The 12,506-nt window shown below is 39.4% G+C and carries 15 protein-coding genes and 2 tRNA genes; 8 read left to right on the top strand and 9 right to left on the bottom strand.

The genetic code is table 11. From position 1 onward, the window contains the following. Both ABYD77_RS14265 and ABYD77_RS14260 read right to left on the bottom strand, forming a co-directional pair. A partial coding sequence (locus ABYD77_RS14265; protein WP_372770796.1) for a M48 family metalloprotease occupies positions 1 to 587 on the bottom strand: 587 nt, incomplete at its 3' end. A gap of 3 nt (positions 588 to 590) precedes the next feature. Then, entirely contained in the window at positions 591 to 1,205 is a 615-nt protein-coding gene (locus tag ABYD77_RS14260) for a LemA family protein (RefSeq protein WP_372770795.1), read from the bottom strand. A 113-nt stretch (positions 1,206 to 1,318) separates the two neighbouring features. On the opposite strand from ABYD77_RS14260, the gene ABYD77_RS14255 reads away from it, so the two are divergent. The 4 genes from ABYD77_RS14255 (at position 1,319) to ABYD77_RS14240 (ending at position 5,303) form a co-directional block, all read left to right on the top strand. Then, the gene (locus tag ABYD77_RS14255; RefSeq protein ID WP_372770794.1) at positions 1,319 to 1,696 is read left to right on the top strand and encodes a hypothetical protein; all 378 of its coding nucleotides are present in this window, start codon (positions 1,319 to 1,321) and stop codon (positions 1,694 to 1,696) included. Beyond that, positions 1,697 to 4,027 (top strand): fatty acid cis/trans isomerase, encoded by a 2,331-nt coding sequence (locus ABYD77_RS14250; protein WP_372770793.1) that lies wholly within the window; start codon positions 1,697 to 1,699, stop codon positions 4,025 to 4,027. 106 nt (positions 4,028 to 4,133) lie between these two features. Then, the gene (locus tag ABYD77_RS14245; protein ID WP_372770792.1) at positions 4,134 to 4,634 is read left to right on the top strand and encodes a hypothetical protein; all 501 of its coding nucleotides are present in this window, start codon (positions 4,134 to 4,136) and stop codon (positions 4,632 to 4,634) included. 48 nt (positions 4,635 to 4,682) lie between these two features. Next, a complete protein-coding gene (locus tag ABYD77_RS14240; RefSeq protein WP_372770791.1) occupies positions 4,683 to 5,303 on the top strand; it encodes a dUTP diphosphatase in 621 nt (206 codons plus the stop codon). A gap of 37 nt (positions 5,304 to 5,340) precedes the next feature. On the opposite strand, the gene yrfG is transcribed toward ABYD77_RS14240, so the two are convergent. After that, a complete protein-coding gene (gene yrfG / locus ABYD77_RS14235; protein WP_372770790.1) occupies positions 5,341 to 5,997 on the bottom strand; it encodes a GMP/IMP nucleotidase in 657 nt (218 codons plus the stop codon). 60 nt (positions 5,998 to 6,057) lie between these two features. Between yrfG and nudE the strand changes: the two genes are divergently transcribed. The 4 genes from nudE (at position 6,058) to ABYD77_RS14215 (ending at position 7,758) form a co-directional block, all read left to right on the top strand. Next, positions 6,058 to 6,612, top strand: a complete 555-nt coding sequence (gene nudE, locus ABYD77_RS14230) for an ADP compounds hydrolase NudE (protein WP_372770789.1) — start codon at positions 6,058 to 6,060, stop codon at positions 6,610 to 6,612. Between the two features lie 22 nt (positions 6,613 to 6,634). Next, on the top strand, positions 6,635 to 7,426 hold the full coding sequence (gene cysQ, locus ABYD77_RS14225; protein ID WP_372770788.1) for a 3'(2'),5'-bisphosphate nucleotidase CysQ: 792 nt from the start codon (positions 6,635 to 6,637) through the stop codon (positions 7,424 to 7,426). Positions 7,427 to 7,531: 105 nt separating this feature from the next. Then, positions 7,532 to 7,608: transfer RNA gene (locus tag ABYD77_RS14220), tRNA-Met, on the top strand. Between the two features lie 73 nt (positions 7,609 to 7,681). Continuing rightward, positions 7,682 to 7,758, top strand: a tRNA-Met gene (locus tag ABYD77_RS14215). Between the two features lie 232 nt (positions 7,759 to 7,990). On the opposite strand, the gene ABYD77_RS14210 is transcribed toward ABYD77_RS14215, so the two are convergent. From ABYD77_RS14210 to ABYD77_RS14185, 6 genes are all read right to left on the bottom strand, one after another. Continuing rightward, entirely contained in the window at positions 7,991 to 8,455 is a 465-nt protein-coding gene (locus ABYD77_RS14210) for a GNAT family N-acetyltransferase (RefSeq protein ID WP_372770787.1), read from the bottom strand. A 2-nt stretch (positions 8,456 to 8,457) separates the two neighbouring features. Further along, positions 8,458 to 9,060, bottom strand: coding sequence for a DNA-J related domain-containing protein (locus ABYD77_RS14205; RefSeq protein ID WP_372770786.1), 603 nt, complete (start codon positions 9,058 to 9,060; stop codon positions 8,458 to 8,460). A 57-nt stretch (positions 9,061 to 9,117) separates the two neighbouring features. Beyond that, complete coding sequence (locus ABYD77_RS14200; protein WP_372770785.1) at positions 9,118 to 10,323, bottom strand: dipeptidase; 1,206 nt, start codon at positions 10,321 to 10,323, stop codon at positions 9,118 to 9,120. Positions 10,324 to 10,463: 140 nt separating this feature from the next. Continuing rightward, the gene (locus tag ABYD77_RS14195; protein ID WP_372770784.1) at positions 10,464 to 10,697 is read right to left on the bottom strand and encodes a YheU family protein; all 234 of its coding nucleotides are present in this window, start codon (positions 10,695 to 10,697) and stop codon (positions 10,464 to 10,466) included. Further along, entirely contained in the window at positions 10,694 to 11,677 is a 984-nt protein-coding gene (locus ABYD77_RS14190) for a hydrolase (RefSeq protein ID WP_372770783.1), read from the bottom strand. Before ABYD77_RS14190 ends, ABYD77_RS14195 begins: the two co-directional genes overlap by 4 nt. Positions 11,678 to 12,078: 401 nt before the next feature. Beyond that, positions 12,079 to 12,506: TIGR02444 family protein (locus ABYD77_RS14185; RefSeq protein ID WP_372770782.1), on the bottom strand; the 428-nt coding region annotated here is incomplete at its 5' end.

Here is a 12,506-nt window from a genome sequence, read left to right as displayed (position 1 = left end):
CGGTTATTTAACTTTATGTCGCCATTTACTATATGGCTGAATTCATGGGCAACCACGGCTTGAAGTTCATCACGGGTGAGCTTTTCAAGTGCGCCACGCGTTACTGATATAACTGCGTTATGGTTGGTATGTCCTGCTGCAAATGCATTTACTTGGCTTTGATGCAGTTGAATATAGACTCTAGGCACAGTTGTGCGAGCCGCAATTGCCATCTCCTCAACAACATTGAGCAGTTGCTTTTCCAGTGGGTGAAAGGTGTTTGGCTGTACACGTGTTGCACCTAATTGCTTGGCAATTTGCGCACCACCAACGCGAAGTTGTAGGTATTTATAAATACCTGTAATTGCAATTAAACAAAATGTGATAACTGCTGAAGGGAGATGCCATTGGTACGGGTTTTGTTCACGGAAAACATCCCAACCGCGATATAAAATTAGATTAAGGTTGCTTGCGATACGGGCATCAAAAATAAGGCCAAAAAACCACTGAGCGATAACAACAATCATTGCCACAGCAAGACAAAAGAGGCATACCAATAACGCACTGGCACGCCTATTTTCAGCTTGTTGCTGAAAGAAATTTTTCATGAGCTAGAGTTGTACGTTTGGTGCTTGACGATACTCTGATTGTGCTAGTTCTAACATGCTGGCGTCGTCTTTATGGCCAAATTTTGCTGCTACAAGATTATTTGGAAAACTTTGCTTGTAGGTGTTGTATAGCATCACTTCATCATTGTAAGCCTGCCGAGCAAAAGCAATTTTATTCTCTGTAGAGACAAGCTCTTCGTGTAAATTTTTAACTGTCTCATTGGCTTTTAATTCAGGGTAATCTTCAATCGTCACCTGTAGCCCTGAAAGTGCTTGCGTTAGCATATTTTCAGCACTTGCTAATTGTTTGATAAGAGAGCCATTACTGGGTGCTTGCTTTGCTTGCTCTAAACAACTTAACGCGGCATTACGGGCCTCTGTTACTTGTTTTAGGGTTGCATGTTCATGGTCAAGATAGGCTTTACAGGTATTTACAAGGTTAGGAATTAAGTCGTGGCGACGATGTAACTGCACATCAATTTGTGCAAATGCGTTTACAACAAAATTTCTGTATTTCACTAAAGTATTAAAAATAACAATAATGACAACAGCAGCAACTGCTAGTATAAGTAACAAAATACCAAGCGTTGTGAAGAAGTTATCAATTACACTGGTCATAAACCTTCCTTGAGAAGTGTCTCTAAATTGTCAACACAATGGCGAAAATCGTCAAAAAATTCAACTATTTTGCTATTATAGCGATAAATACCCTATTAATTTCGAGAGTCTTAATGGAACACGATAACTTAGCAACGGAAAGTGTAGATATTCCTTTATTTTTTCTAGCCCCTGATGCACCAATTTCTGAAGATGCAGAACCAGCATTTTTTGTTTCAATGGCCCTATCTGAAATGGTGATGGCTGAGATGTGCCAGAAGATCAATGATGATGAAACACATACTGTTTTTCTGAGTGATTACGCTTTGCTTGATGTAAATGCTGCATGGCAATCAGCGGTTGAGCAAATAGAATCGGTGCAATTACACTTAAAAAAAGGGCCGCAATTAGCTGTTATGGTCTGTACTGATAATGGTGAGCAGTTTATATCACCATGGCTTGAGTTTGCGCCAGAATTCGATTTAGGCCTTGATGACGAGGACGTTGAATAAATGAAAAAGTTCGTTGTTTTATTTTTAATTTTGGTGGTGTCAGGTTGTACTGTTATGGCGGTTAATAACTGGCAGCAAAAATATGGTTCGCCTGAAGTAAAACAACGAATTGTCGATAGCCGAACAGATCAAGGTCGGTTTTATCATGATGCAGTTAAGCCCGTATTAGAAAGTCGCTGTGTTGTTTGTCATGGTTGTTATGACGCGCCTTGTCAGTTAAAGCTCACATCACCCGCGGGTATTGACCGCGGTATCAGCAAACAATTGGTGTACGATGGCACGCGCTTAGTAGCGGCAACGCCGCACCGCTTATTTGTTGATGCACAGTCAACCTCACAATGGCGTGATCTTGGCTTTTCGCCAGTATTAAACGAATATCCAGAGTCACCAGAAAATAATCTTGCCGCGAGCGTGCTTTACAACAGCCTCTTGGTCAAAAAGTCAAATCCGCTCCCGCAGGTTGCTCAGCTCGGCAATGAATATGATTTTTCGCTAGACCGCTCGTCCAATTGTGCGAGCATTGAAAATTACCGAGAAACCGTTGCGAAACAGCCTAATTTAGGCATGCCTTATGGCTTTCCAGCTATTAGTGATAGTGAGTTTAACGTTTTACAGCATTGGCTAATGCAAGGTGCGAAAATGGCAAACTTAGCAGCTGTTGATGAATATACTCACCAGCAGGTAAAAAAGTGGGAGGCCTTTTTAAATCAAGACTCAGCTAAACATCAATTGATGTCGCGCTATATTTATGAGCATTGGTTTTTAACCAATATCTATTTTACAACAGCAAATGACGTCACTTACTACAAACTTGTTCGCTCAAAAACACCCCCAGGTGAACCTATTGAGGTTATTGCGACACGCCGTCCGTTTGATGACCCTAAGGTAAAACGAGTTTATTACCGTTTAGAGCGCAATCAAGCCAGTATTTTAGCTAAAAATCATATTCCGCTGGCACTCGATAACAAAGAGTTAGCAAGGTTGCATCAGCTATTTCTTGAGTCAGACTATGAGGTTGCTCAATTACCGAGTTATTTGGTAGAAGTAGCTTCAAACCCATTTAAGAGCTTTGCTCAAATTCCTACTGAAGTGAAGTACCAATTTTTATTGGATCATGCACAAACAATCATCATGGGTTTTATTAAGGGGCCTGTGTGTCGTGGGCAAGTTGCTTTAAATGTGATTAATGACCATTTTTGGGTCGCATTTGTTGACCCTAAACGCATTGGCAATGCTAACTTAGATACATTTTTTAATCAGGTTGAAGACTATCTGGCAATGCCTGCAGAGCAGCAAAGCAATGCCTTACCCATTAGCAGTTGGGTGAAGTATGCGCGTTTACAAGCGAAGTTCCTTGAGCATAAAAATGCCAAAATGAATACCGCTTTTGCTGGTGGAAAAGGGCTAGATATGTCGCTTTTTTGGCAAGGTGAAGGGCATAATGATAATGCAGCACTGACCATTTTCAGACATTTTGATAGTGCTACCGTTGTTAAAGGGTTGGTTGGGCAAGCGCCAAAAACCATGTGGGTATTAGATTATAGTTTGTTTGAACGCATACACTATTTGCTGGTGGCGGGGTTTGATGTTTACGGGAATGTTGGTCATCAACTTATCACACGTTTGTATATGGATTTTTTACGTATGGAAGGTGAGCAAAACTTTTTAGCTTTTTTACCACCAAAAGAGCGCAAAAAGCTAAGTGCAAAATGGTATCGTAAAGCGCCAAAAAGTTTGGTCGAGCATTTAAAATCAAATGAACAATTTAACCAACCTACTGGGATTGAATTTAGCTCAAATGATTTACAAAATGAGCTTTATAGCAAAATAAAACAGCATTTAGCGGCTGTTTTAAATCCTCGCTATAAGCTTGAAGGTGATGCTATCAGCCAAGCATTAAATCAACTTAATCAACTACCTAATTTAGCAGTGCAACAACTAGCACAAGTTTCGTTTATTTTAGTTAAAAATGGTAAAGCGCATCGAAGCTATAGCTTGCTTCATCATAATGCCCATTTAAATATTTCGAGTTTATTGAATGAAGTTGCCCAGCGTGCACCAAAAGAAGACACTGCAAGCTTAGTGAATGGCTTTATTGGTGATTATCCTGCTGTTTTGTTTTATTTGGAAAAAGATCAAGTAGATGAATTTGTCAGAAAATTACATAAAGTCACTTCTGAAAAAGACTATATCGCGCTTAAAAATGAGTTTGCGATTAGACGTACAGATCCTGCTTTTTGGCATTACAGTGATATTCTGCATAAAACTGCTAAACAAGCATTAACAGTTGAATATGGAATCTTTGATTACAATCGTTTTGAGAACAAATAGTTAATGGTTTTATCTTTGTGAAAATGATGTAAACAACATGCTAACACTTGATTTGTCCCTAAATAATTTGGCAAAATCTGATAATTCGTTCTAGTTGAGAATAACAATGAAAATTTTACTAGCGATATGCATTCTTGTATTTCCTTTTTTTGCACAAGCCGATAAAGTCCAACGTAAATGCTATAGCTCAGATGGCACTGTAAAGTTCACAACTCGCCGCTGCGCAGCAGGTGAGCGAGAAGAAATTGTTAATAGTGAGCAATCACTTATACAATTTGCGCAAAAAGCCAGTAACAAAGTCGGTGGCCTTAGTAACGGTTTTGATAATACTGATCTAACTTACTTTTTAAAGCAGAACTTCTCTCAAACAGCATGGAGTGAAAATATTATCCGTAGCTACTTAGAGCCAATGGAAGCTGTTGTAGTTGTTGATACATTTCGTATTTATAAGCTTGAAGAAATTTGCCAAGCAACGATGAATTGGATTGATCAGTATCCGCATGCACGTTTTGACTTATCGTCTATGCGTCTTGAATTTAATACAGGCGAAACTTTTGATGCACGCTATGTTAAAAAGTCGCAATGTGATTTTGAACTGAGACAATAATACGGGCTTTTTGATACACTACAGCCAATTTAATTTTAGAGAAAAATAATGTCTGCTAATGTGAATAAAATCTGCACTATGTTGGAAATGCAAAATGCAATGAATACCAAAGTGCATGCTGAATGGTTTAATCAAGGTTTTGAATGGTACCGTGCTATTTGGGTTGAATGTGCTGAAATGCTTGACCATTACGGTTGGAAGTGGTGGAAAAAGCAAACGCCAGATACAGAGCAGGTTATTCTTGAGCTAGTCGATATTTTTCACTTTGGTTTATCGCTTCGCATCGATGGTATAACGAGCTACCTAGAGATTGCTGAACAACTGACAGCAGAGCTTGAAAAGCCAACTCAAGCTGAAGACTTCAAGCAAACACTAGAACTATTAGCAGCAAGTGCAGTTGCAAATAAAACCTTTGATGCTGCAGCATTTGCTGGTTGTATGGCGCAAATCGGTATGAATATTGATGATTTATACCGTGGTTATGTAGGTAAAAATACCCTGAATTTCTTCCGCCAAGATCACGGCTACAAAGAGGGTAGCTACATTAAAGTATGGCATGGACAAGAAGATAACGAACACTTAGTTGAGGTGGTTAAATCGCTGGATATTAACCAAGCTAACTTTGCTGAGTTAGTGTATCAAGGCTTAAAAGAGCGCTACCCTGCTTAATCACTTATTATAATTTAAAGCCGCGTATGCGGCTTTTTTAGTTTATAGGAAGTAATGTGCGGTAATCCACTATTGATAAATAGTTTGAGATTTCGCGTGCTGCTTTGGTAGAGTCTGGATTAGCAACTGCCAACAAGTGTTTGATACCATACAACTTTGCAGCCTCTAACACTGCAAGGCTATCATCGACAAATAGCGTTCTCTCTTTATCAAAGCCAAGCTTTTGTTCTACCTGCTGCCACAGGCTTTGTGATTCTTTGCTTACACCAAACTCATGAGTTGAAACGATTGCATCTAAATGAACATCAAATGCTGTTTGCTCAATTTTTAATGAAAGGCTGTCAGGGTGAGCATTGGTGAGTAAGATTAACTTTTTACCTGCTTTCTTTAATGCTTGTAAAAATTCAGGTACATCTTCACGCACTGTAATTAGGTGTTTGATTTCTTGTTTTAATTCAACAATTGGCAAATCTAGTTGTTGCTGCCAGTAATCTAGGCAGTACCATTCTATTTGCCCTTCCACTTGTTGATATTTTTTTGAGAGTTCTGCAAATGCTTGTTCTTTTGTTACACCATGCTTTTCGGCAAGTTTTTGTGGGATCAATTCAAGCCAGTAGTAATTATCGAAATGAAGGTCCAATAAAGTGCCATCCATATCAAATAAGATGGTGTCAATTTCATGCCAATTTAACATAGGTTTTTTAGTTTAAACGTTTTATTATGAATCTAAACTGTAGTTTAACAGAGTTTGAAGATGGCCGAGAGAAAAGGATTAACCCCACCCGAAATAACTCAAGTAACCGAGGTTTCTCATAGTAAATTATTTACGGTAGAGTCACTCGAATTGACCTTTTCAAATGGCACGAAAAGGCAATATGAGCGAATTAAAAGTGGTGGTCGTGGTGCAGTGCTTGTGGTACCCGTTGATGGTGAGGGTAATTTGATTTTGGTTCGTGAGTATTGTGCTGGCACGCATGATTATCAGTTAGGTTTCCCAAAAGGTCTAATTGATCCTGGCGAAACCCCAGTGCAAGCTGGTAATCGTGAACTAAAAGAAGAAGCAGGTTTTGGCGCTAAACAACTTGCTGAACTAAAGTTAGTGTCGTTAGCTCCCAGTTATTTTAATGCCAAAATGCATATTCTATTAGCACAGGAACTTTACCCTGAAAAATTAGAGGGTGATGAGCCTGAACCGTTAGAAGTCGTAAAGTGGCCTTTAAGTGAATGGCAAACATTATTGCAACAAACTGATTTCACCGAAGCACGCAGTGTTGCAGCTTTACTATTAGCCAAACAGTATTTGTCTTAATTTAGATTTACAGTAGTAGCGAATGAAAGAATTTATTGAGCCTTGTATTCAAATAGCGCAACAAGCAGGTGACGCTATTTTAGATGTTTATCATCATGAAGATATTCAGCTTTGTGAAAAGTCTGACAATACCCCTGTGACAAAAGCCGATCTTGCTGCAAATGAGGTGTTGTTGGCTGGCCTAAAAGCGCTAGCCCCTGATATTCCAATTATGTCAGAGGAAACTCCAATTCCTTCATTGGCTGATCGCGCTGACTGGGATAGGTACTGGCTATTAGATCCGCTCGACGGCACTGGGGAGTTTGTACTTAAGAGCGGTGATTTTGCTGTTAATATTGCCCTTGTTGAAAATAACAAACCGGTATTTGGTGTGATTTTCTGGCCAACTGAAGGTATTACTTATTGGGCTATGGCTGATTTGGGTGCTTTTAAACGAGAAAACGGTGAAGACACAAAAATACAGGTACAGCGACAGTCACAGTTAAAGTTGGCTGTAAGCCGTAGGCAGAACATTGCAACGGTAAGCCAATATATTGATTATGAGTTTGACACCTTACCATTGGGGTCGTGTTCATTAAAAGCTTGCGCAATTGCGGAAGGGCGTGCTGATGCCTTTATGCGAATCGGTCCAACTGGCGAGTGGGATACTGGTGCTTCACAAATTATTGTAGAAATGGCCGGTGGTAAGCTTTTTGATGCTGAATTCAATCCGATTACCTATAATCAACGTGAAACTACTGAAAACCCTGACTTTATTATTACGGGCGATCAAAGCTATCCATGGCATGAAATGATCAAACCGCACAAACGTTGATTGTAATTTAAGCAGTTAAACGTGTTTTATCAGAAAACACTTGCATAACTTTAATAAATCTTTATTATAGCGCCTCACTTAAGCAGCAAAGCTTAAGAATACAGGCGCGGGATGGAGCAGCCTGGTAGCTCGTCGGGCTCATAACCCGAAGGTCGTCGGTTCAAATCCGGCTCCCGCAACCAACTCTTTGGTAGCCAATTCTTTTAGAATGAATCAAAACTTCTAAGGCTTGTTCACGTTCGTGAACCATTCTGACGCGGGATGGAGCAGCCTGGTAGCTCGTCGGGCTCATAACCCGAAGGTCGTCGGTTCAAATCCGGCTCCCGCAACCATTTATTTTTTTTCCATATAATTCAAACTTATTAATCCAGTATATTTCGCCCTACGGTCGTCGTTAGTGCCTAACGCGTATCAAATCCGGCTCCCGCAACCATTTCTTGTTTTTCCTTTTAATTAAGAACTGAATTATCCTCGTCATAAGTTCATTATTACGTAAAAGCGTTTTTAAATTACTGCTTTCACTTTTTATGCTCGTTGAGCAATAATCTTTATTTATTTTTCTAGCTAGTTATTTTTATCTTGCAGACATAATACGAGTCTGAGCATATCTTTATGCTGTATACCATTTTCAAAAATGGGTTTTGAGTAATTATCTAAAAAATGATTTTTAATAATGCTGTCTACGCGAAATCCTAGCTTTTGATAAAAACCGAGTTGATGGCCAAATGTACCTGTGCCTACTTCAATACGTACAAAGTCGCTTTGCTTTAGCTCTGAAATAGCAAACGCCAGCAGCTTTGAACCAATTCCTAGCGCCTGATGTGAAGGAACTACAGCAATATTCATTAATTCAATACACAGTGAGCTTTGTTTTTTAAATACACAGGCACCCACTAGATTAATATCCTGAGTGGCGGCAAAGCAGAAACTATTCGATAAATATGTTCTTATCTTTTGTTCTTCAGGATCAGCTTCTAACAAAAGCGATAAAGGTACTCGTTCGGGAGCGATTTGAGAAAAGGTTAGCATCGTTATTTCGTCATAGAAAAATGCTTAATCAGTGTTTGATAAGCGCTATTTGCCGCTAAGTAATTATCAGAGTTGTGGCTTGCAGTTTTATCCGGGTGTGAGGCGAGGGCAATTTTATACCAGGCGTGTTTTACCTGTTTTAAAGTGGCATTATTAGGTAAGCCAAGTACTTCGAAAGCGCCATTTACATCATGTAACTCAAAATGGTTATGAGCAGTGTAGTAGTGCCAAAAACTATCTAATAAACTCTTTATCTCTTCATTAGAAATCACAATGTTTGACAAGTCTAAATAGTAGTTTGCGAGCGTAGCGTTATTGTCCGAGAGTTGGTTTTCTTGGTAGCGCATCAGTTGAATGTTAATCGAATCGATTACTACGGCATACCCAAGAGCATTGGCGTCAGTTTGCAGATTAAAGAGCGCATTCATCACTAAGAAGTTTTGTTTAAATAAATTTTGCTCAGGATCTTTATCGAGCGAGATAAGTAGTTGAATCTCTTTCAAGTGGCTAAAGATGTGGTTGAGTTTGCAAGTAGGTGATTGTAAAAGCAGATCAAAAATAGCTTGTTGCAGTGAGAATGAAATGCTTTCTAAACTATTTTCCAATTTACTCATCCTTGTTGTGCAATCTGGGCAACTCACGTTGCCCAAACATGAGTAAGCTTAATGCTTTTTAGCATACGCTTCAGCTTGTCGCCAAACGCGCATCGTATTACCACCTAATAGTTTGATGATATCACTATCGGAATAGCCTCTATCAAGTAATCCCTGAACTAAATTAGGGTAGCTAGCAACGTCTTTTAAACCGATTGGCAGTGAATCGCCAACACCGTCATAGTCAGAGCCAATACCAACGTAATCAATACCAATTAGTTTTACAACATGATCGATATGATTTAGCACCTGCTCTAAACTTGCAAATGGGTATGGATTTTTCGCAACATAGGCTTTTCGGAAATCTTTAACTTGTGGTGCGTTTTCGCCAAACTCTTCTTTTGCCTGTTTACGTGCAGCTTTCATTTTATCGCCCCAAGCACCTGCTGCAGACGTAACAAAGCTTGAACCAAAGTTAATTTGAATAACGCCGCCATTTTCTTTCAGCGCTAACAGCATTTTGTCATCCATATTACGTTCAAAACCTGGCGTGTATTTGCGTAATGACGAATGAGATGCAATCACTGGTACTTTTGACAGTTTCATTACTTGGTAAAAGGCATCATCTGAAATATGTGATACATCAATCAGCATACCAATGTTATTCATTTCTTTGACCAACTCTTTACCAAATGGGCTTAAGCCTTTCCACTTGCGACGAATATCATATGAAGAATCTGAAATATGGTTGCTTTGCGAATGGGCAAGGGTGATATAACGCACACCACGGTCAAAGAAATGTTTAAGGTTGGCCATTTCTCCTTCCATTGGTGAGCCGTTTTCCATGCCCATGGCAAGTGACATTAAGCCTTGTTTAAATTGTGCTTCAACGTCGCTGGTGCTTGTGGCGATTGCGAATTTATCTGGCGCACGTTGTGCCAGCGCTTCCATACCATCAATTAGTTGATTGGCAAGCTGGTAACTTTTGCCTTTACCTTCAAATTCTAAATTGGCCGGAATATAAATCGACATAAAAGGTACATTTAAACCCCCTTTAACGCCCCTTGGGTAGTCAAAATCACCACCTTCCGTGGCTTTTGAGACATCATCCCATTTGTGATAAATACGGTATGGCACATCGATATGGGTATCGATAAGTAAGTTTTCTTGCGCTAGTTTAATTGCTTTTTCTGAAACTTTAAATTCAGCCGCGTTGCTTGTAAAGGTAATGGCTAAGGCGGAGGCGATAAGGCTTGTTTTTATTAGATATTTCATAGTCGATTCTGTGTCGTTGTTTTCTTTATTGTGCTTGCTTTAACTTTGAAAGCAATAGAATCGCGATAGAAAGATTAAAAACTAGTCGAATAGCATGGTTTAATTGGATTTAGATGGGAGTAGAAAAGCGAATGCTTTTTCTACTCGTAGTCGACATGTGACTGAAAGTCACTGGCAGGCATAATATTGATTGTTTCATGTAGTTCTGAAAACACTAATACCGCAGTGCCACTTTTTAATTGCGCTTTTACTTGCTCTATTTTTTGCTCTAAAGCGGCTTCTTCTTCACCATAATCGGTGCCTTCTCTTAGCACAAACTCTTTAATTAGGTTGGTAAGGGTATCTGGATCTATTTGGTCAATTGGCACAATCATCTTAATTTGCTTAATTGTTGTTGGAAAAAAAACGGTACTTGTTGTTCAAGCCAAAATATAGGACGGAAAGGGTTTTTACCGCTAATAAAGCCTACATGCCCACCTTGCTTAGACACCATCAATTTAACGGCGCTACTGACATCTGCTGTTTGTGGAATAGCCTCTTCTGACAGCATTGGGTCATCCTTAGCGTGGATCACTAGGGTGGGTGTTGTTATGCGTTTTAAATATTGTTTTCCACTTGATTTTAAATAGTAGTCAGCAGCGTCAATAAAACCATGAAGAGGTGCCGTGACTTTATTGTCGAACTCCCATAAATCGTAAATATTTTCCAGTTGCTTCGCTGTGAGGTTAATAGAGTCTTTTAGGTGCTCCAGTTTTCGCGCTGTGGATTTTTTTAATCTGTCGAGCAGGTATTTTTGATATAACTTAAAGCAGCTTTTTTGAATTACTTTACACGATGACGCCAACGCAAAAGGTGCAGAGACTACCGCTGCGGCATCTAGCTGGCTGTTTTGTTCATATTCGCCAAGGTATTTAGTTAAAACGTTTCCGCCAAGCGAAAAACCTACAGCCATTAATGGTTTGTTTGGAAATCGCTGTTTTAGCGCGTTAATTAAAAAGTGTAAATCTGTGGTCTCACCACTGTGATATGCACGGGCTTGCAGATTAGCTTTGTAGCCGCAGTTTCTGAAATGTAGCAATACTACGTCAAACCCTGCGAGCGACAGGGCTTTCATCATGCCTTTTGCATAAAAGCTATCAATGTTTCCCTCTAAACCATGCAGCACAATCGCTAAGGGCTTTTCGTCAGCTTCGATGTGTTCTCTGCTCCAAATGAGTTGAAGAAAATCATCATCGGGCGTTGCTATTTCTTCTATATGGTAATCAATAGCAAGTGTTGGACGAAAAAATCGCGGTAAGATTGTTTGTGCATGCCGATTGGTCATCCACCAAGCGGGCTTAAAGTTACGATCCATAACAGTGTACAAAGGAAAAAGATTGGCTCAGTGTAGCAGAAAAAAATAAAGCACCAAACTAGTTGCCTAGTTTGATGCTTTAGTGCGTCGTGCTTAATTCTAACAGGGGTTTTCAAATGCCAGACAGATGGCTGACATTATCAAATTCTTACTAAATTGGTTATAACTCGCTAGGCTCTGAGTTTTTGATCTTGTTTATAAAAAAGCCTACGTAGAAAAGGCAAAGAACAATAACTACACCTAAAATGCCGAATGATAAAAACAGCACAGGGTCCTGAAAAAAGTCTCTAAATAGATTGTTCATTGTGTTTCTCCTCTAACGTCAACACGAAAGAGAATAGATTAAGCAGAGCTAAATGATCATGACTTAGATCAAGGTTTTTCCCACGTACTTCATCGCATTAGGTAAGTTGAATTAATGTTTGATCTAGGTCAGTTTTTGACAGGTGTAAAGTATTAGAGAGGTAGTATTGCAACGCGAGCGAAGCGTCGGTTGTTTGCTGTTTTGCCTTGTTATAAGAGTTTATTAATATCTGCTGTTCGTGTTTTTCGAGCTCTAATTCTGCGTTTAGCAGGTGTGTTCTTAGCGCTGAGTAATTAGGTAACTCTTGCAAAGACATCTTGAACAGGCTTCTTGTTTGGCGAAGTGACGATGTAAATGATTGATTAAATAGAGACACTTCTCCATGCAATGCGTCAATTTGTGATGTATCAATGGGTAATTTGTGCTCTTTTAAATAAATAAGCAGCAGACACAAATTTACATTGGCACCATGCTTGTCTTGCAGGGTTAAAAGCACGCTGCTGTGCGTGCTTTTACTATAGTAAT

The organism is Pseudoalteromonas sp., assembly GCF_041629635.1.
GTDB lineage: Bacteria > Pseudomonadota > Gammaproteobacteria > Enterobacterales > Alteromonadaceae > Pseudoalteromonas.
This window is presented reverse-complemented; position numbering and strand designations above follow the sequence as displayed.